This is a genomic window from Pseudomonas sp. NY15354 (genome assembly GCF_048068075.1).
Classification (GTDB): domain Bacteria; phylum Pseudomonadota; class Gammaproteobacteria; order Pseudomonadales; family Pseudomonadaceae; genus Aquipseudomonas; species Aquipseudomonas guariconensis_C.
The window spans coordinates 24,970-43,459 of the sequence record NZ_JBLUPV010000014.1 but is presented as its reverse complement, the minus strand read 5'-3'; the positions used below and the strand labels follow the sequence as shown (position 1 = coordinate 43,459).

The 18,490-nt window shown below is 62.5% G+C and carries 18 protein-coding genes; 16 read left to right on the top strand and 2 right to left on the bottom strand.

Annotation, left to right across the window (positions count from 1 at the left end; genetic code table 11):
* Nucleotides 1-48 precede the first annotated feature (48 nt).
* Entirely contained in the window at nucleotides 49-3,216 is a 3,168-nt protein-coding gene (rne, locus tag ACNFCH_RS15045; protein ID WP_416743044.1) for a ribonuclease E, read from the bottom strand.
* A gap of 907 nt (nucleotides 3,217-4,123) precedes the next feature.
* Between rne and rluC the strand changes: the two genes are divergently transcribed.
* Genes rluC through ACNFCH_RS15030 form a run of 3 tightly spaced genes read left to right on the top strand, consistent with a single transcriptional unit; the run spans nucleotide 4,124 to nucleotide 6,761 of the window.
* Entirely contained in the window at nucleotides 4,124-5,080 is a 957-nt protein-coding gene (gene rluC / locus ACNFCH_RS15040; RefSeq protein ID WP_416743043.1) for a 23S rRNA pseudouridine(955/2504/2580) synthase RluC, read from the top strand.
* A 6-nt stretch (nucleotides 5,081-5,086) separates the two neighbouring features.
* Complete coding sequence (locus ACNFCH_RS15035; RefSeq protein ID WP_416743042.1) at nucleotides 5,087-5,776, top strand: HAD family hydrolase; 690 nt, start codon at nucleotides 5,087-5,089, stop codon at nucleotides 5,774-5,776.
* Entirely contained in the window at nucleotides 5,769-6,761 is a 993-nt protein-coding gene (locus ACNFCH_RS15030) for a S49 family peptidase (protein WP_416743041.1), read from the top strand. Before ACNFCH_RS15035 ends, ACNFCH_RS15030 begins: the two co-directional genes overlap by 8 nt.
* A gap of 105 nt (nucleotides 6,762-6,866) precedes the next feature.
* On the opposite strand, the gene ACNFCH_RS15025 is transcribed toward ACNFCH_RS15030, so the two are convergent.
* Nucleotides 6,867-7,445 (bottom strand): Maf family protein, encoded by a 579-nt coding sequence (locus ACNFCH_RS15025; protein ID WP_416743040.1) that lies wholly within the window; start codon nucleotides 7,443-7,445, stop codon nucleotides 6,867-6,869.
* A gap of 96 nt (nucleotides 7,446-7,541) precedes the next feature.
* On the opposite strand from ACNFCH_RS15025, the gene ACNFCH_RS15020 reads away from it, so the two are divergent.
* From ACNFCH_RS15020 to ACNFCH_RS14960, 13 genes are all read left to right on the top strand, one after another.
* Nucleotides 7,542-8,069, top strand: a complete 528-nt coding sequence (locus ACNFCH_RS15020) for a YceD family protein (protein WP_043214407.1) — start codon at nucleotides 7,542-7,544, stop codon at nucleotides 8,067-8,069.
* 13 nt (nucleotides 8,070-8,082) lie between these two features.
* Nucleotides 8,083-8,265 carry a 50S ribosomal protein L32 gene (gene rpmF, locus ACNFCH_RS15015; protein WP_008096416.1) on the top strand — a complete coding sequence of 61 codons (183 nt, stop codon included), beginning with the start codon at nucleotides 8,083-8,085 and terminating at the stop codon, nucleotides 8,263-8,265.
* Between the two features lie 3 nt (nucleotides 8,266-8,268).
* The gene (gene plsX / locus ACNFCH_RS15010; RefSeq protein WP_081337452.1) at nucleotides 8,269-9,279 is read left to right on the top strand and encodes a phosphate acyltransferase PlsX; all 1,011 of its coding nucleotides are present in this window, start codon (nucleotides 8,269-8,271) and stop codon (nucleotides 9,277-9,279) included.
* A gap of 124 nt (nucleotides 9,280-9,403) precedes the next feature.
* Nucleotides 9,404-10,342, top strand: a complete 939-nt coding sequence (fabD, locus tag ACNFCH_RS15005; RefSeq protein ID WP_337158727.1) for an ACP S-malonyltransferase — start codon at nucleotides 9,404-9,406, stop codon at nucleotides 10,340-10,342.
* Between the two features lie 16 nt (nucleotides 10,343-10,358).
* The gene (gene fabG, locus ACNFCH_RS15000) at nucleotides 10,359-11,099 is read left to right on the top strand and encodes a 3-oxoacyl-ACP reductase FabG (protein ID WP_070092585.1); all 741 of its coding nucleotides are present in this window, start codon (nucleotides 10,359-10,361) and stop codon (nucleotides 11,097-11,099) included.
* Between the two features lie 206 nt (nucleotides 11,100-11,305).
* Nucleotides 11,306-11,542 (top strand): acyl carrier protein, encoded by a 237-nt coding sequence (acpP, locus tag ACNFCH_RS14995; protein WP_043214413.1) that lies wholly within the window; start codon nucleotides 11,306-11,308, stop codon nucleotides 11,540-11,542.
* Between the two features lie 152 nt (nucleotides 11,543-11,694).
* On the top strand, nucleotides 11,695-12,939 hold the full coding sequence (fabF, locus tag ACNFCH_RS14990; RefSeq protein WP_196163864.1) for a beta-ketoacyl-ACP synthase II: 1,245 nt from the start codon (nucleotides 11,695-11,697) through the stop codon (nucleotides 12,937-12,939).
* A complete protein-coding gene (pabC, locus tag ACNFCH_RS14985) occupies nucleotides 12,939-13,760 on the top strand; it encodes an aminodeoxychorismate lyase (protein WP_337158728.1) in 822 nt (273 codons plus the stop codon). Before fabF ends, pabC begins: the two co-directional genes overlap by 1 nt.
* Nucleotides 13,761-13,763: 3 nt before the next feature.
* Nucleotides 13,764-14,921 (top strand): endolytic transglycosylase MltG, encoded by a 1,158-nt coding sequence (gene mltG, locus ACNFCH_RS14980; protein ID WP_337158729.1) that lies wholly within the window; start codon nucleotides 13,764-13,766, stop codon nucleotides 14,919-14,921.
* Between the two features lie 9 nt (nucleotides 14,922-14,930).
* Nucleotides 14,931-15,563, top strand: coding sequence for a dTMP kinase (gene tmk / locus ACNFCH_RS14975; RefSeq protein WP_337158730.1), 633 nt, complete (start codon nucleotides 14,931-14,933; stop codon nucleotides 15,561-15,563).
* Entirely contained in the window at nucleotides 15,556-16,542 is a 987-nt protein-coding gene (locus ACNFCH_RS14970) for a DNA polymerase III subunit delta' (RefSeq protein WP_337158731.1), read from the top strand. The genes tmk and ACNFCH_RS14970 overlap by 8 nt, the downstream gene beginning before the upstream one ends.
* A gap of 33 nt (nucleotides 16,543-16,575) precedes the next feature.
* Nucleotides 16,576-17,361: a TatD family hydrolase gene (locus tag ACNFCH_RS14965; protein WP_337158732.1), complete on the top strand. Its 786-nt coding sequence runs from the start codon at nucleotides 16,576-16,578 to the stop codon at nucleotides 17,359-17,361.
* Between the two features lie 421 nt (nucleotides 17,362-17,782).
* A complete protein-coding gene (locus ACNFCH_RS14960) occupies nucleotides 17,783-18,418 on the top strand; it encodes a TetR/AcrR family transcriptional regulator (RefSeq protein WP_043215450.1) in 636 nt (211 codons plus the stop codon).
* Nucleotides 18,419-18,490: the final 72 nt, after the last annotated feature.

The following is an 18,490-nucleotide window of genomic DNA, read 5'->3' as shown; positions in this document are numbered from 1 at the left end:
AGCCCCGCCAGTTCGCACTGGTGGGGCTTTTTCATTCAACCGGTGGCATCAACCGTGGTTAGGCTTCTGCTCTTCGGTGGTTTCCAGCGCTTCGACAGCCTGTGGCTCGGCGGCAGCCTTGGCAGCGGCCTCGGCTTCACGCTTGCGGCGACGCACTTCACGTGGGTCGTTCGGTGCGCGGCCGTTCGGCAGCATGACAGTGGCAGGCTCGACCGGAGCGGTTGCTTGCTCTTGTGCTTCGGTTTCGGCGGCTACCGGCGCAGGCTCGGCCACTTCTGGCTTGGCCTCGACAACCTCGACAGCCTGTTCGGCAACCGGTGCTGGCGCAGCGGCCTGTTCGATGGCAGGGGCTTGCTCGACTTCACCGGATTCCACGACAGCCGCTTCGACGACCGCTTCGGCAGCAGGGGCTTCGACGACGGGTTGTGGGGCCACTTCGACCACAGGTTCGGCACTTGGCTCGACCACTGCGACAGGTTCGCTGACCGGTTGCTCGACCGCAGGCGCGATGGCGACTTCCTCGACCTGGACGGTCTGCTCGACGAACTGCTCGGCAGGCTGGGCCGCTTCCTGGGCTTCGGCAACCACGGTGGTGGCCTGTTCGGCCTGTTGGTTGGCCTGGGCTTCAGCTTCGGCGCTGATGTTGCTGGAGGCGACGGCGGCAGTGACGGCAAGGCCGGCGGCCAGCTCTGCACCCAGCTCGGTCGCCTGGTGCTGTGCCGGTTGCTCATCGCCCGTGGCTTCGTCTTCGCTGCCTTCGATCAGCTCGCCATTGGCGTTGCGCTGACGCTCGCGACGGTTGCTGCGACGACGCTGGCCGCGGGAGCGGCGACGCGGGCGTTCGCCATCGGCGCCGTCCTGTTGCTCATCCTGCAGCAGTTCTTCGTTTGGCAGTTGTTCCTCGGTGGCCTCGGCAAGCTCGGCAACTGGGCGAGGCTGACGCTCTTCGCGAGGTGGACGAGGCTGACGCTCTTCACGCTCGGCACGTTCTTCACGTGGGGCGCGTTCTTCGCGCGGAGCACGCTCCTCGCGTGGGGCGCGCTCTTCACGTGGCGCACGTTCTTCACGAGGCTGACGCTCTTCGCGTGGTTGGCGCTCTTCACGTGGTGCGCGCTCCTCGCGGGTTACACGCTCTTCGCGCGGGGCGCGTTCTTCACGTGGCTGGCGCTCTTCACGGGCGACAGGGGTGGCATCCAGAGGCTCGCGCAGTTCGCGCACACGCTCTTCACGGTTGCCGCGGCGGTCTTCGCGTGGCTGACGTGGTTGGCGCTCTTCGCGTGGAGCACGTTCCTCGCGAGGTGCACGCTCTTCACGTGGTTGACGCTCTTCGCGCGGGGCGCGCTCGCTGCGCTCTTCACGCGGCTTGCGGTCTTCGTCGCGACGGCCGTTGCGGTTGCGGCTCTGTTGGCGACCGTTACGGCGCTCTTCGTTACGCTGTGGACGCTCGGCAGCAGGCTTCTCGGTGTTGGCGACCGGGGCGGCTACAGGTTCGTCCTTGCCGGCGAACAGGCTTACCAGCGACTTGACCAGGCCTTTGAACAGGCTCGGCTCCGGCGCGCTCGGCGCTGGTGCGACCGGGGCGGCTGGCGCAGGTTCCGGCGTGCTCGGCACGGGTGCGTTGGCGCGGGCCGGGGCGGTCTTGACCGCGGCTTCCTGGCGAACCAGGGTGCGGGTGGCGGTCGGCTGCGGCGCTTCTTCGGTTTCGGTAGCGGCGATCTCGTAGCTGGACTGGTTGTTCAGCACGTCCGGATTGTCGTCGCGCAGGCGCTGGACTTCGAAGTGCGGGGTTTCCAGGTGATCGTTCGGCAGGATGATGATGCGTGCGCGGGTGCGCAGTTCGATCTTGGTGATCGAGTTGCGCTTTTCGTTGAGCAGGAAGGCTGCAACCGGGATTGGCACCTGGGCGCGGACCTCGGCGGTACGGTCCTTCAGGGCCTCCTCCTCGATCAGGCGCAGGATGGCCAGGGACAGCGATTCGACGTCACGGATGATGCCGGTGCCGGAGCAGCGTGGGCAGACGATGCCGCTGCTTTCACCCAGGGATGGGCGCAGGCGCTGACGGGACATTTCCAGCAGGCCGAAGCGCGAGATGCGACCAACCTGGACACGGGCGCGGTCGGCCTCGAGGCATTCACGCACACGCTCTTCGACGGCACGCTGGTTCTTGGCCGGGGTCATGTCGATGAAGTCGATGACGATCAAGCCGCCGATGTCACGCAGGCGCAGCTGGCGGGCGATTTCCTCGGCCGCTTCCAGGTTGGTCTGCAGGGCGGTTTCCTCGATGTCGCTGCCTTTGGTGGCGCGCGCCGAGTTGATGTCGATGGAGACCAGGGCCTCGGTCGGATCGATGACGATGGAGCCACCGGATGGCAGGTCGACCACACGTTGGAAGGCGGTTTCGATCTGGCTTTCGATCTGGAAGCGGTTGAACAGCGGGACGCTGTCTTCGTACAGCTTGACCTTGCTGGCGTACTGCGGCATGACCTGGCGGATGAAGGTCAGGGCTTCTTCCTGGGCGTCGATGCTGTCGATCAGTACTTCGCCGATGTCCTGGCGCAGGTAGTCGCGGATGGCGCGGATGATGACGTTGCTTTCCTGGTAGATCAGGAAAGGTGCGGCGCGATCTTGGGAGGCTTCCTTGATGGCGGTCCACAGCTGCAGGAGGTAGTCGAGGTCCCACTGCATTTCTTCGCTGCTGCGGCCAAGGCCGGCGGTGCGCACGATCAGGCCCATGTCGCCTGGCACGGTCAGGCCGTTGAGGGCTTCGCGCAGTTCATTGCGCTCTTCGCCTTCGATGCGGCGGGAGATGCCGCCAGCGCGTGGGTTGTTGGGCATCAGCACCAGGTAGCGGCCGGCCAGGCTGATGAAGGTGGTAAGGGCGGCGCCTTTGTTGCCGCGCTCTTCCTTCTCGACCTGGACGATGACTTCCTGGCCTTCGCTCAGTACTTCCTTGATGTTGACGCGGCCTTCGGGCGCCTTCTTGAAGTACTCACGGGAGATTTCCTTGAGCGGCAGGAAGCCGTGACGTTCGGAGCCGAAGTCGACGAAAGCGGCTTCGAGGCTGGGTTCGATCCGGGTGATCCGGCCTTTGTAGATGTTGGCCTTCTTCTGCTCGCGCGCCCCGGATTCGATATCCAGGTCGTAGAGACGTTGGCCATCCACCAGGGCTACACGCAACTCTTCGGGTTGAGTTGCGTTAATCAGCATTCTTTTCATGTTGTACCGTCGGTTTCCGGGCTGCCGGAAACGGCGTTCGGCACACACGACTTCTCATGGTCGGTGCCAAGGTGCGCAAAGGGTGGCGGGCCACCCCCGTGTCCAGCGACATTCGGCACCAGCCGGTTGCCCAGCCTGCCGTGGTCGCGACGACGCGTCCTGTTTTGCGGTGCCTGGTGGTCGGTGTGGTCGAGCCGAGTATTTCACCTCGGCGCCAAGACTTGCCTCGCTGCATTGCCATTGCTCGGCGTAGCTTGGCTACGACGGAACGTGGCGCCTTGCCTGGCAAACCCTGGCACTCGAAGTTGAATCCTCGAACAACCGTACAGACCACTTGCACTCAGTCAGGAGGAGGAATCAGCCGTGGGGCCGTGGACACCCTCGGGGGTGTCTGCGAAGCCCGGGTCCGCTCGCCAGACCAGCCTGGGGCTGGTGGCCGGATGCCGTGCTACACGGTCCGAGGTCTGTGCATCTCCACCCTGCACGTATCCTTGATAGTTCGGGTGCTGCCGCGCGCTGAATCCGCAACGGGTTGCATTTTTCGTCAGTTCCGATTCGGGAACTGGCGCCATTTATGTCCAAGGCAGGTATTTCCGAAGCATTCGCCGGGCGATGCGTGCAAGCGCCAAGGGGCGGGCAGAGGTACAGCGAAAAGAAGCGGGTAAGCAGGTGAAACACCGCACTTGTCGTTTTTTTCGGTCTTCTCTACACGGCGCTGGTGGCGATTCCAGGCATTTCGGTAAACTGGCGAAAACCCCGTCGGACGGCCTCGCGTCCTCGAGAATTGCGATGGTCAGGGGCGGGCCTGGAGCCTGCTGCCGCTGGCCTGCCGCTTTTGGCGGCGTTCGCGACTATAGCAGCAATGATTAAGTGCTTCAATTCCATAAAAAATTGTTATGATTCCGCCATGACGACCAATACCCCTCCGACTTCCGGCGTTCAGCTGATCGAAGTCGCGCCGGAGCTTGCCGGCCAACGCATCGACAATTTCCTTATCACGGCCCTCAAGGGTGTGCCCAAGACCTTGGTCTACCGCATCTTGCGTAAAGGCGAGGTGCGGGTCAACAAAGGACGGATCAAGCCTGAGTACAAGCTGCAGGCCGGCGACATCGTCCGCGTGCCGCCTGTCCGGTTGCCTGAGCGCGACGAGCCGGCGCCGGTCGCCCAAGGCCTGTTGCAGCGCCTGGAAGCAGCCATTGTCTATGAAGACAAGGCGCTGATCGTGCTCAACAAACCAGCCGGCATCGCCGTGCATGGTGGCAGTGGCCTGAGCTTTGGCGTGATCGAGGCGCTGCGCCAGCTACGACCGGATGCCAAGGAGCTGGAGCTGGTGCATCGCCTCGATCGCGACACCTCCGGGCTGCTCATGATCGCCAAGAAACGCAGCATGCTGCGCCACCTGCATGCCGCGCTGCGTGGTGACGGTGTCGACAAGCGTTACATGGCCTTGGTGCGTGGCCACTGGCCAACGTCCAAGAAGCAGGTCAATGCGCCGCTGCAAAAGAGCAATCTGCGCTCCGGCGAGCGCATGGTCGAGGTCGATGAAGAAGGTAAGGAGGCGCTGACGCTGTTCCGCGTCCTGCGTCGCTTCGGCGACTTCGCGACCATGGTCGAGGCGCGTCCGGTGACCGGTCGTACCCACCAGATTCGTGTGCACACCTTGCATGCCGGTCACAGCATCGCGGGGGACAACAAATACGGCGACGAAGACTTCTCCAGGGAGATTCGCGACCTGGGCGGCAAGCGCCTGTTCCTGCATGCCTATGCCTTGACGGTGCCGCTGCCCGATGGCGGCGAGCTCAAGCTCGAGGCGCCGGTGGATGAAGTCTGGGCCAAGACCGTGGAGCGCTTGAGTGCGACCTGATTGTTCATGAATAAACGCTATGAGTTGTTGATCTTCGATTGGGATGGCACGTTGGCCGACTCGATCGGGCGTATTGTCGAGGCCATGAATGTCGCCGCCGAGCGTGCGGGTGAGGCGCCGAGCAGCGATGCTGCGATCAAGGGCATCATCGGTCTGGCGCTGGGGGAGGCGATCTCCACGCTTTATCCTCATCTCGATGCTGTCGAGGTCGAGGTTTTCCGGCAGCACTACGCCGATATCTACATGGCCCTGGATCAGCAACCCTCGCCGTTGTTCGAGGGCGTGGTCGAGTCGTTGGAGGCTTTTCGCGCTGAGGGCTACCAGCTTGCGGTCGCTACCGGCAAGGCGCGTCGCGGTTTGGATCGGGTACTCAAGGCCAATGGTTGGGAGCGATACTTCGACATTACGCGCGCCGCCGACGAGACGCGTGGCAAGCCGCATCCGCTGATGCTCGAGCAGATCCTTGCCCATTGTCAGGTCGAACCCCATCAGGCGTTGATGGTCGGAGACTCTGCGTTCGACTTGCAGATGGCCAGCAATGCCGGGATGCATTCGGTTGCGGTGGGGTATGGTGCTATGTCGCTGCAGGCCTTGAGCGAATTCGGTCCGCAGGTATGCATCGATCATTTTTCTCAGTTGCGCGAATGGCTCGCCCGTTCACGCGCAGTCAATTCCAAGGTAGGTGAGCATGGCTGACGAATGGCGGGCGCCCGAGCCCGAGGGGTCTGAAGAGCGCGAGGATCGCAAGAGCTGGAAGCTGCTGGAAAAGACCCTGCTCGCAGGTGTCCAGGAGCAGCGCAGGGCGCGGCGCTGGGGGATCTTCTTCAAGCTGCTGACCTTTGTGTATCTGTTCGGGCTGCTGGTGCTGTTCACGCCCATGATGGACGTGGACAAGGCCGCTTCGCGCAGTGCCAGTCATACGGCGCTGGTGGAGGTGCGCGGCATGATCGCTGATGAAGAGCCTGCGAGTGCCGACAACATCATCAAGAGCCTGCGGGACGCCTTCAAGGATGCCAAGACCAAGGCTGTGATTCTGCGTATCAACAGTCCTGGCGGCAGCCCGGTGCAGTCGGGTTACATTTACGACGAGATCCGTCGCCTGCGCGGCGAATACCCCACGATCAAGCTCTATGCGGTGATCGCCGATCTGGGGGCTTCAGGGGCTTACTACATCGCCAGTGCGGCTGACGAAATCTATGCCGACAAGGCCAGTCTGGTTGGCTCCATCGGTGTGACCGCTGCGGGTTATGGCTTCGTCGGTGCCATGGAAAAACTGGGTGTGGAGCGGCGGACCTATACTGCCGGCGAGCACAAGGCGTTCCTTGATCCGTTCTCGCCGCAAAAACCGGAGGAGACCGCCTTCTGGCAGGGCGTGCTCGATACCACGCATCGCCAGTTTATCGCGATGGTCAAGCAGGGGCGGGGTGATCGCCTGAAGGACAAGGATCATCCAGAGCTGTTCAGTGGCTTGGTCTGGTCGGGTGAGCAAGCCAAGGCACTGGGGTTGGTGGATGGGCTGGGCAGTGCCAGCTACGTGGCGCGTGAGATCGTGGGCGAGAAGGAGTTGGTGGACTTCACTGTCCAGGAGTCGCCGTTCGATCGCTTCTCCAAGCGCTTGGGCGCCAGTGTGGCCGAGCACCTGGCCATGTGGATGGGATTCCAGGGGCCATCGCTGCGCTGAGGAAGTCTGGTGATGCTGTCGCGGGGTGAGCCCGCTCCTTTGCCGTCTGCGTCGCTCGTGCATGAGGGGCGGCGCGGGGAGGGGTGGGCTTGCCCCGCGCTGCTTTCAGGGAATCTGTACGCCTTCGTTCAAAAGCATGTCCACCAGTCGGATCAAGGGTAGCCCGACCAAGCTGGTCGCGTCGCAGCCGTGGGTGCTCCGGAATAGACTCACTCCCAGTCCTTCGGCCTTGAAGCTGCCTGCGCAGTCCAGTGGTTGCTCCGCTGCGACATAGCGCTCCACGCATTCACGATCCAGTTCGCGCAGGTTTACGGTAAACGGCACGCAATCTACCTGGCATTCTCCTTTGGCGCTGTTGAGTAGCGCCAGGCCGGTCAGGAACGTGACCTGCTGTCCGCTGGCGGCCAGCAGTTGCTCGCAGGCGCGTTCGAAGGTGCGTGGCTTGCCCAGGATCTGCTCGCCGAGTACCGCCACTTGGTCGGAGCCGATGATCAGGTGGTCGGGATGGCTGGTGGCCAGCGCCTCGGCTTTTTGACGTGCCAGGCGACGAACCAGGGCTGCGGCCGGTTCGTCATCATGGCGCTGCTCGTCTATATCGGGGCTTGCCCAGGTAAAGGGCAGGCGCAGGCGCTCGAGCAGTTCGCGCCGGTAGGGAGAGCTGGAAGCCAGTAACAGAGGAAGCATGGTAGACTCCTGGGCAGATGAACCAAATTCTAACATGCGAGATGCCGCCGAATTTCCTTTGACAGGGGCGGGGGGCATCCCTAGAATGCTGCGCCTATGTTGAATGACCCGATTCCACCTCACGTTGACCCGCGCAAATTGGCCGATCGCGGCGTAACCATCCAAGGTTCGCTGCAACTCGCTGATTTGGAAAGACTCTGCGACCCGCTGTCCGACGATGTCGGTACGGTGCAGGCGAAGTTCGATTTTGAGCGAGACGAGCAAGGCGCTGTGGTGTTTCACAGCGAACTCGATGTCGAAGTCAAGATGGTTTGCCAGCGTTGTCTTGAGCTGGTCACCCTGCCGATTCACAGCGAATGTACGTACGCTGTGGTGAAGGAGGGTGCGAATACCCAGTCGTTGCCGAAAGGCTATGACGTGCTGGAACTGGGCGAAGATCCTTTGGATCTGCAGGCGTTGATCGAGGAGGAGCTGTTGCTCGCCTTGCCGATCGTGCCTGCTCATCATCCGGAAGAATGCCAGCAGCCGGCGGGCGCAGATGAGCCCGAATCGAGCAAGGACGAGGTATCGCGGTCCAACCCGTTCAGTGTTTTGGCGCAGTTAAAGCGTGACCCAAACGTTTAGGAGTTAATCAATTATGGCTGTTCAGCAGAACAAAAAATCCCGCTCTGCCCGTGACATGCGCCGTTCCCACGACGCCCTGTCGGAAAACGCGCTGTCCGTAGAGAAGAGCACCGGTGAAGTACACCTGCGCCACCACGTTTCGCCAGAAGGCGTATACCGTGGTCGCAAAGTGATCGACAAGGGCGCTGACGAGTAATCCTTGTCCGCTCAGATCATCGCGATCGACGCAATGGGCGGGGACTTCGGTCCCCGCAGCATTGTTCAGGCAAGTATTGCTTGCCTCTCGGCTACCCCCTCGCTACACCTGACCCTCGTCGGTCAACCCTCCTTCCTTGAAGATCTTGTCAGTGGCCTGCCGGCTGCGGATCGCGCGCGCCTGCAGATTGTGGCGGCAAGCGAAGTGGTGGGTATGGACGAGCGGCCTTCCCAGGCGTTGCGGGGTAAGCCCGACTCGTCGATGCGCGTCGCTCTGGAGTTGGTGCGCGATGGCAAGGCGCACGCCTGCGTGAGCGCCGGCAACACCGGTGCGCTCATGGCGCTGTCGCGCTTCGTGCTCAAGACGCTTCCGGGTATCGACCGGCCGGCGATGGTGGCGGCGATTCCCACTCAGGCAGGCTACTGCCAGTTGCTGGACCTCGGCGCCAATGTCGACTGCAGCGCCGAGAACCTCTACCAGTTCGCCGTGATGGGTTCGGTGGCCGCTCAGGCTCTGGGTATCCATCGTCCGCGGGTGGCGCTGCTCAATGTCGGCACCGAGGACATCAAGGGCAACCAGCAGGTCAAGCTGGCGGCGAGCCTTCTGCAGAATGCCCGTGGGCTCAACTATATCGGTTTCGTCGAGGGAGACGGTCTCTATCGTGGTGAGGCCGATGTGGTGGTATGCGACGGTTTCGTCGGAAATATCCTGCTCAAGTCCAGCGAAGGTCTGGCCACCATGATCGGTGCGCGCATCGAGGCATTGTTCAAGGGGAGTGTGTTGGCCCGGGCTGCCGGTGCCATGGCCATGCCCTTGCTCAAGCGTCTGCAGGCCGACCTGGCCCCGGCGCGACACAATGGTGCGAGTTTCCTGGGGCTGCAGGGTATCGTCATCAAGAGCCACGGTTCTGCCGGGGTGCAGGGCTTCCAGAGCGCCATCCAGCGGGCGCTGATCGAAATCCAGGAGAACCTGCCGCAACGCTTGCATGGTCGCCTGGAAGATCTCTTGCTTTAATTCCCGCCGTGAAATGGTTAAATGTGACCGCTTGGTCTCTTTTCCCATCCAAGTTTTCAGTTTCCGCGTCCAGCCCTTGGCTCGACGCACCCTATCCGACGACAAGATCATAAGGGCTTGTTCAATGTCTGCATCCCTCGCATTCGTCTTTCCCGGTCAAGGTTCCCAGTCGCTGGGCATGCTCGCCGAACTCGGCGCAGAGAAGCCGGTAATCGTCGAGACCTTCAAGGAAGCTTCCGAGGCTCTGGGCTATGACCTGTGGCAGTTGGTCCAGCAAGGTCCGGAAGAGCAACTCAATCAAACCGACAAGACCCAGCCGGCCATTCTCACGGCTTCCATCGCCCTGTGGCGTCTGTGGCTGGAAGAGGGTGGTGCACACCCGGCCTTCGTTTCCGGCCACAGCCTGGGTGAGTACAGCGCTTTGGTTGCCGCGGGTAGCCTGAGCCTGAAGGACGCCGTGCGCCTGGTTGAGCGTCGTGGCCAGCTCATGCAGGAGGCCGTTCCTGCAGGTCACGGCGCCATGGCCGCGATCCTGGGCCTGGATGATGCCGATGTCGTGGCGATCTGTGCCGAAGCGGCTGAAGATGAAGTGGTCAGCGCAGTCAACTTCAACTCGCCAGGTCAAGTGGTCATCGCAGGCAACAAGGCTGCGGTCGATCGTGCGATCGAGCTGTGCAAGGCCAAGGGCGCCAAGCGCGCGCTGCCGCTGGCGGTCAGCGTGCCGTCGCATTGTGCATTGATGAAGCCTGCCGCCGAGCGTTTCGCCGAAGCGGTCAACGCCATCGAGTGGAAAGCCCCGCAGATCCCGGTCGTGCAGAACGTTACCGCCGCGATCGCCGCTGACCTTGCTGCGCTCAAGCACGACCTGCTGGCCCAGCTGTATCAGCCGGTGCGTTGGGTCGAGTGCGTGCAGACCCTGGCCGCCAATGGCGCGATCAATCTGGTCGAGTGTGGCCCAGGCAAGGTCCTGGCTGGCCTGAACAAGCGTTGCGCCGATGGCGTGACCACCTACAACCTCAATACCCCTGACGCCGTCGCCGCCACCCGTGCGGCGCTGGCCTGAAACTGGAGAAGCTTGCATGAGCCTGCAAGGTAAAGTTGCCCTGGTCACCGGCGCCAGCCGCGGTATCGGCCAGGCTATCGCCCTGGAACTGGGCCGCCAGGGCGCGACCGTGATCGGCACCGCTACCTCGGCCTCGGGTGCCGAGCGCATCGCTGCGACCCTGAAGGAGCACGGCATCACCGGCACCGGCATGGAACTGAACGTGACCAGCGATGAGTCGGTCAGTGCCGTGCTCGCGGCGATCGGTGAGCAGTTCGGCGCACCGGCCATTCTGGTCAACAACGCCGGTATCACCCGTGACAACCTGATGCTGCGCATGAAGGACGATGAGTGGTTCGACGTGGTCGATACCAACCTCAACAGCCTTTACCGTCTGTCCAAGGGTGTACTGCGCGGCATGACCAAGGCACGCTGGGGTCGTATCATCAGCATCGGCTCGGTCGTTGGCGCCATGGGTAACGTCGGTCAGGTCAACTACGCTGCCGCTAAAGCTGGTCTGGAAGGTTTCAGCCGTGCGCTGGCGCGTGAAGTGGGCTCGCGCAACATCACCGTCAACTCGGTGACTCCGGGCTTCATCGATACCGATATGACCCGTGAGCTTCCAGAAGCACAGCGCGAAGCCCTGCAGTCGCAGATTCCGCTGGGCCGCCTGGGTCATGCCGAAGAGATTGCCAAGGTGGTTTCCTTCCTGGCATCCGATGGCGCGGCTTACGTGACTGGCGCCACCGTGCCGGTCAACGGCGGGATGTACATGTAAAAACCTGCAGCATCAATGTGACGGATTGCTTCAAAAAAGTGTCATACACGGAGCCTAAAATCCGTTATAAAGCTGCAACCAGATTCCAGGCAGGGGGTCAGGTGACTTCGAGATCGGCGCGTTCCGCTTGAAAAGCAGGCGTCTTTCTATAAACTTGGTCACCGGCCAGCTGCCTGACATATGTCCATTAGGAGTGAAAACTAGGTATGAGCACCATCGAAGAACGCGTCAAGAAAATCGTCGCCGAGCAACTGGGCGTCAAGGAAGAGGAAGTGACTGCTGAGAAGTCCTTCGTCGATGACCTGGGTGCCGATTCGCTTGACACCGTTGAGCTGGTGATGGCTCTGGAAGAGGAATTCGAGACCGAAATCCCTGACGAAGAAGCCGAGAAGATCACTACCGTTCAAGCTGCTATCGACTACGTCAAAAGCCACCAGGCCTAAGACGCAGTAGTCGACGCTTCTTGTCGGGAAAAACCGCACTGCCTTTGCCGGCGTGCGGTTTTTTCTTTGCGAGCGCCGAGAGCCTGTTGCCATTTCATTCCATTGCCTGAATGCAATGGCAAGAGACTCTGTTATTAGAAGAGGAGAGTACTGTGTCGCGTAGACGCGTCGTGGTCACCGGTATGGGTATGCTTTCGCCGCTGGGTACCGATGTACCGAGCACCTGGCAGGGCATTCTGGCTGGCCGCAGTGGCATTGGGCCGATCGAACATACGGACCTGTCTGCCTATACCACCCGTTTTGGCGGCTCGGTGAAGGGCTTCGAGGTTGAGCAGTACCTGTCGGCCAAGGAAGCTCGCAAGCTCGATCTGTTCATCCAGTACGGCCTGGCGGCCGGTTTCCAGGCGGTGCGCAATGCCGGTCTGGAGGTCACCGACGCCAACCGTGAGCGCATCGGTGTGGCCATGGGCTCGGGCATCGGTGGCCTGACCAACATCGAAGAAACCAGCCGGACCCTGCATGATCAGGGACCGCGACGGATTTCGCCGTTCTTCGTGCCGGGTTCGATCATCAACATGATCTCTGGTTTCCTGTCGATCCATTTGGGGCTGCAGGGGCCGAACTACGCCATCGCCACCGCCTGCACCACCGGTACCCACTGCATCGGCATGGCCGCGCGCAACATTGCCTACGGTGAAGCCGACGTGATGATTGCCGGTGGTGCCGAGATGGCTGCCTGCGGCCTGGGCATGGGCGGCTTCGGTGCCTCCCGTGCGCTGTCGACACGCAATGATGAGCCGGCCCGTGCCAGCCGTCCATGGGACAAAGGCCGTGATGGCTTCGTGCTCTCTGATGGCGCTGGTGCGCTGGTCCTCGAGGAGCTTGAGCACGCCAAGGCCCGTGGCGCGACCATCTATGCCGAGCTGGTTGGCTTTGGCATGAGTGGCGATGCCTATCACATGACCTCGCCGCCCGATACGGGTGATGGCGCTGCGCGCTGCATGGCCAATGCCCTGCGTGATGCTGGCATCCAGCCGGAAGAGGTCAGCTACATCAATGCCCACGGTACCTCGACCCCTGCGGGCGACATTGCTGAAGTGGCTGCGATCAAGCGGGTATTCGGCGAGCACGCCTACAAGCTGGCCGTGAGCTCGACCAAATCGATGACAGGTCACCTGCTGGGTGCTGCCGGTGCGGTGGAAGCGATCTTCAGCGTGCTGGCGATCAACAGCCAGATGGCGCCGCCGACCATCAACCTGGATGAGCCGGACGAAGGCTGTGACCTGGACTTCGTGCCTCACGAAGCCCGTAGCATGCCCATCGATGTGGTGCTGTCCAACTCCTTCGGCTTTGGCGGGACCAACGGTTCGCTGGTATTCCGCCGGTTCGTCGGTTGATGCACAGCTGGATCGACGGCCAGCGCGCGACTGCACTCAACCTGCAGAACCGCGGCCTGGCCTACGGCGATGGCCTGTTCGAGACCATCGCCGTGCGTGCCGGCAGGCCCAGCCTGCTCACGCAGCACCTCGACCGCCTGGCGCTGGGTTGCCAGCGACTGGCGATCGAGGCCGACCTGCCACTGATCCGCGACGAAATCATCGCCTACGCCAGCCAACTCGGTGAAGGGGTGGCCAAGCTCATCCTCACCCGTGGCGACAGTCTGCGCGGCTACGCACCTGTCGTAGGCGCCGCGCCTCGTCGCATTCTCCAGGGCAGTCCGCTGCCTGCTTATCCCCCGGAAAACGCCGAGCACGGCGTTCGGCTGTTCGATTGCCAAACCCGCCTGGCGGAACAACCATTGCTGGCCGGCCTCAAACACCTGAACCGCCTGGAGCAAGTGGTAGCGCGTGGGGAATGGCAAGGTGCCGATCATGCCGAAGGGCTGATGCGCGACATGCACGGGCGATTGATCGAGGGGGTGTACAGCAACCTGTTCCTGGTGCGCGACGGCGTACTGCTTACGGCAGACCTGAGCCGCTGTGGTGTGGCGGGCGTGATGCGTGGGGCGTTGCTGGAACAGGCCGCCCTGAGCGGTATCCCAACTCAGGTGCGCGACCTCGAGCAGGTGGAGCTGGAGCGGGCCGACGAAGTGTTCCTGTGCAATAGTGTGTATGGCGTCTGGCCGGTGCGCGAGTTCGCCGCGCTCAAGCTTGACTGGTCGCCAGGCCCGCTCACCCGTAAACTGCAGGCCGTTGCCCGTACGTTACTGGAAACCTGATTCGTGAGACGCAAATTCCTGCTGCTGCTAGAAATGGGGTTGATCCTGGCTGGCCTGGCCGTGGGCTGGTCGGCCTGGAAGGTCAACTCGGTCCTGGAGCAGCCTCTGCACGTGACGCAGGAGCAACTGCTCGACGTGCCCAGTGGTACCACCCCCAATCGTATGTTCTATCGCATGCAGAGCGATGGGCTGCTGGATGATGCTGTCTGGCTGCGCCTGTACTGGCGTTTCAACATGGCTGGAACCCCGCTGCACACCGGCGAGTACCGCCTCACCCCAGGCATGACCGTGGCCGAACTGTTCGACGCCTGGCGTCGTGCCGACGTGGTGCAGTACAACCTGACCCTGGTCGAGGGCTGGACTTTCCGCCAGGTGCGCGCCGCAGTGGCCAAGCACGAGAAGATCAAGCATACCCTCGATGGCCTGTCCGACGCCGAGGTGATGGACAAGCTGGGGCATACCGGCGTATTTCCTGAAGGGCGCTTTTTCCCTGACACCTATCGTTTCGTACGGGGCATGAGCGATGTCGAGCTGCTGCAGCAAGCCTACATGCGCCTGGAGGAAGTCCTGGCCAAGGAGTGGGCCGAGCGGGTCACCGACTTGCCGTACCGCGACCCGTACCAGGCGCTGATCATGGCGTCTCTGGTGGAGAAGGAAACCGGTATTCCCCAGGAGCGTGGGCAGATCGCCGGCGTGTTCGTACGCCGTCTGCGCTTGGGCATGATGCTTCAGACCGACCCGACCGTGATCTATGGCATGGGCGAGCGCTATAACGGCAAGATCACCCGCGCCGACCTACGTGAGCCTACGCCCTACAACACCTACACCATGACCGGCTTGCCGCCGACGCCGATCGCCATGGTCGGTCGCGAGGCGATCCATGCCGCGCTGAACCCATCCGATGGCACCAGTCTGTATTTCGTCGCCCGCGGCGATGGCAGCCATGTGTTCTCGGATGACCTGGACGATCACAACAGCGCGGTGCGTGAGTTCCAGCTCAAGCGCCGCTCCGACTACCGCTCCAGCCCCGCGCCGCAGACGCAGCCGGATGCGAGCGAGCAGGCACCGGCCGAGCCGGGCGTCAGCCCGACTCCCGAGGGCGATGCACCTGCCAGCGAACCTGCGCCGGGCGATGCGCCGGCACCTGACGAACAACAGTAAGGACTGCCCGTGAGCGGCTTGTTTATTACCCTGGAAGGCCCCGAAGGCGCGGGCAAGAGTACCAATCGCGAATACCTGGCCGAGCGCTTGCGCGAGCAGGGGCTGGACGTGGTCATGACCCGTGAGCCCGGCGGTACGCCGCTGGCCGAGCGGATCCGTGAGTTGTTGCTGGCGCCCAGTGACGAGACCATGGCGGTCGATACCGAGCTACTGCTGATGTTCGCCGCCCGTGCCCAGCACTTGGCACAGGTCATTCTCCCGGCCTTGGACCGTGGCGCGGTGGTGCTGTGCGATCGTTTCACCGATGCCACTTACGCCTATCAAGGCGGTGGTCGCGGACTGTCCCAGGCGCGTATCGCCACCCTGGAAACCTTCGTTCAAGGCTCGCTGCGTCCCGACCTGACCCTGGTGTTCGACCTGCCGGTCGAGGTTGGCCTGGCCCGCGCTGCTGCCCGTGGTCGTCTGGACCGCTTCGAGCAGGAAGGCCAGGACTTCTTCGAGGCTGTGCGTCAGGCGTACCTGCAGCGCGCCCAAGGCGATCCGCAGCGCTACAGCGTCCTGGATGCCGCCCAGCCGCTGGAGGCGGTGCAGCGTGCCATCAATGCGCTGCTGCCGGGCATTCTGGAGCGGTGCCGTGGCTGAGGCCTATCCCTGGCAGCAAGGCCTTTGGCAACAATTGGCCGGACGTGCCCAGCACGCCCACGCCTACCTGCTGCATGGGCCGCAGGGCATCGGTAAGCGCGCCCTGGCCGAGCGTCTGATGGCGCGCCTGCTGTGCCAGCAGCCCCAGGGGTTGGATGCCTGCGGCCAGTGCAAGGCGTGTCTGCTGCTCAAGGCGGGGAGCCATCCGGACAATTTCGTGCTCGAGCCTGAAGAGGCCGACAAGCCGATCAAGATCGACCAAGTGCGTGAATTGGTGTCCTTCGTGGTGCAGACCGCCCAGCAGGGCGGGCGCAAGGTGGTACTGATCGAGCCGGTCGAAGCGATGAACATCAATGCGTCCAACGCCTTGCTCAAGAGCCTGGAAGAGCCATCCGGCGACACCGTGTTGCTGCTGGTCAGTCACCAGCCGAGCCGCCTGCTGCCGACCATCAAGAGCCGCTGTCAGCAGGTTGCCTGTCCGCAACCGAGTCTGGCCCAGAGCCAGGCTTGGCTGGCCGGTGCCTTGCCCGAGAGCAGCGCCGAGGAGCGTGATGAGCTGCTGACCCTCGCCGCCGGTTCGCCGCTGATGGCTGTCAGCCTGCAGGGCCAGGGCGTGCGCGAACAGCGTGCGCTGGTCACCGAGGGGGTGAAGAAGCTGCTCAAGCAGCAGCAATCGCCCAGTCAACTCGCCGAGGCCTGGAGCAGCGTACCCTTGCTTTTGTTGTTCGATTGGTTCTGTGACTGGTCGCACCTGATCCTGCGCTATCAATTGACCCAGGACGAAGAAGGGCTAGGCTTGGCCGATATGCGCAAGGTGGTTCAGTACCTGGCGCAGAAGAGCCGACAGGGCAGGGTGCTGGAGGTCCAGGCGTGGATTCTCGAGCAGCGCCAGAAGGTCCTGGCCAAGGCCAATCTCAATCGTGTCTTGCTGCTGGAAGCCTTGCTAGCCCATTGGGTCCAATTGCCAGGCGCCCGCTGATTTCTTTCGTTTTCTCATGTGTGCCGTCATTCCATGCTCGTAGATTCCCATTGCCACCTCGATCGACTAGACCTCAGTGCCCACCAGGGCTCCCTCGATGCTGCGCTGCAAGCAGCCCGCGAGCGGGGCGTCGGGCATTTTTTGTGCATCGGTGTGAGCGCCGAGAATGCCGGTGCCGTCAAAGCGTTGAGCGAGCAGTACGCCGACGTGGACTGCTCGGTAGGGGTACACCCGCTGGACCTGGCGCCTGGAGAAACGCCGGCGCTGGAATGGCTGCTGCGTGAGCTGACCCACCCCCATGTCGTCGCTATTGGTGAAACCGGTCTGGATTACCACTACGAGCCGGAGGCGGCAGCGCTGCAGCAGGCGTCCTTCCGCCTGCACCTGGAGGCATCGCGCCAGACCGGCAAGCCGGTGATCGTCCATACCCGTGCGGCGCGGGCCGACACCTTGGCGTTGCTGCGCGAGGCCAACTTGCCCCAGGCCGGTGTGCTGCACTGCTTCACCGAAGACTGGGACATGGCCCGACAGGCCCTGGACCTGGGCTATTACATCTCCTTGTCGGGCATCGTCACCTTCCGCAATGCGGACGCCCTGCGCGATGTCGCCCGCCAGGTGCCTGCCGACCGGCTGCTGGTGGAGACCGACTCGCCCTACCTGGCACCGATTCCGTACCGGGGCAAGCCGAACCTGCCGCAATATGTGCGTGAAGTGGCTGAGTACGTGGCGTCGCTGCGTGGCGCCAGCTATGCCAAGCTGGCCGAGCAGACCACGGCCAACTTCAAGCGGCTGTTCCCCCTGGCGCGGGTGGCTGGCTGATCGTTTTGGCTTGACCCTCGCGGCGCGTGTCACTCGCGCCTGCAAGGCGCTCCCTCGTGGGCTCCGGGCAAAAAAAAACCCGGGTTCTGGGGGGGGAATCCGGGTTAAGACCATTAGGAGTAAAACAAAGGTACCGCGGTCCCTGGGCACCTTTATTGACGCGCCACTTGGGGGGATGCGCCGCGCCAACACTCCAAGTATTGGTCAGGTTTGGCACAGTGCCAGCGACAACTGGTCGTTTTTTAAACAGATTTGGAATACGCCTTGGAACCATTGAGCCATCCCCGTATGGCCGGGTGGATTTGCTGGGCCCGCAAGGGCGTCCGTACACGTATCGTGATACATAGATGCTTGGATGATCCGTGCAATTTCCCGCAAGTTAGGCATAATAAACCGCTTCGATTGTCATCCAGTCCTTCCTATGCAGAAAGAACCTCGTAAGGTCCGTGAGTTTCGCCGCCGCGAACAAGAGATCCTCGATACCGCGCTCAAGCTGTTTCTCGAACAAGGGGAAGACAGCGTCACCGTCGAGATGATCGCCGACGCCGTGGGCATCGGCAAAGGCACGATCTACAAGCACTTCAAGTCCAAGGCGGAGATATACCTGCGCCTGATGCTCGACTACGAGCGCGACCTGAACGCGCTGTTGCATTCGGACGACGTCGACCGTGACAAGGAAGCCCTGTCGCGCGCCTACTTCGAGTTCCGTATGCGCGATCCGCAGCGCTACCGGTTGTTCGACCGCCTGGAAGAGAAAGTGGTCAAGGGCAATCAGGTGCCGGAGATGGTCGATGAACTGCACCGCATCCGTGCCTCCAACTTCGATCGTCTCACCCTGTTGATCAAGGGGCGCATCAGCGAGGGCAAGCTCGAGGACGTGCCGCCGTACTTCCACTATTGTGCCGCCTGGGCGCTTGTACACGGCGCTGTAGCGCTGTATCACTCGCCGTTCTGGAGCAATGTATTGGAGGATCAGGAAGGCTTCTTCCAGTTCCTCATGGACATTGGCGTACGCATGGGCAACAAGCGTAAACGCGACCCGGAAATCGCAAACTGAAGGTCTCTCCGGGCTTCGCCCGGTAACCGTCCGGCAATGAGGCTTGCAAAAACCTGATTTTTGAGTCAGGTT

What these genes read in the sequence shown, in the direction of transcription:
- rne (WP_416743044.1), bottom strand. Translation starts at nt 3,216, where the DNA reads ATGAAAAGAATGCTGATTAACGCAACTCAACCCGAAGAGTTGCGTGTA.
- ACNFCH_RS14965 (WP_337158732.1), top strand. Translation starts at nt 16,576, where the DNA reads ATGCTCGTAGATTCCCATTGCCACCTCGATCGACTAGACCTCAGTGCC.
- ACNFCH_RS15030 (WP_416743041.1), top strand. Translation starts at nt 5,769, where the DNA reads ATGGCTGACGAATGGCGGGCGCCCGAGCCCGAGGGGTCTGAAGAGCGC.
- rluC (WP_416743043.1), top strand. Translation starts at nt 4,124, where the DNA reads ATGACGACCAATACCCCTCCGACTTCCGGCGTTCAGCTGATCGAAGTC.
- ACNFCH_RS14960 (WP_043215450.1), top strand. Translation starts at nt 17,783, where the DNA reads ATGCAGAAAGAACCTCGTAAGGTCCGTGAGTTTCGCCGCCGCGAACAA.
- fabG (WP_070092585.1), top strand. Translation starts at nt 10,359, where the DNA reads ATGAGCCTGCAAGGTAAAGTTGCCCTGGTCACCGGCGCCAGCCGCGGT.
- acpP (WP_043214413.1), top strand. Translation starts at nt 11,306, where the DNA reads ATGAGCACCATCGAAGAACGCGTCAAGAAAATCGTCGCCGAGCAACTG.
- fabD (WP_337158727.1), top strand. Translation starts at nt 9,404, where the DNA reads ATGTCTGCATCCCTCGCATTCGTCTTTCCCGGTCAAGGTTCCCAGTCG.
- ACNFCH_RS15035 (WP_416743042.1), top strand. Translation starts at nt 5,087, where the DNA reads ATGAATAAACGCTATGAGTTGTTGATCTTCGATTGGGATGGCACGTTG.
- rpmF (WP_008096416.1), top strand. Translation starts at nt 8,083, where the DNA reads ATGGCTGTTCAGCAGAACAAAAAATCCCGCTCTGCCCGTGACATGCGC.
- ACNFCH_RS15020 (WP_043214407.1), top strand. Translation starts at nt 7,542, where the DNA reads ATGTTGAATGACCCGATTCCACCTCACGTTGACCCGCGCAAATTGGCC.
- ACNFCH_RS15025 (WP_416743040.1), bottom strand. Translation starts at nt 7,445, where the DNA reads ATGCTTCCTCTGTTACTGGCTTCCAGCTCTCCCTACCGGCGCGAACTG.
- pabC (WP_337158728.1), top strand. Translation starts at nt 12,939, where the DNA reads ATGCACAGCTGGATCGACGGCCAGCGCGCGACTGCACTCAACCTGCAG.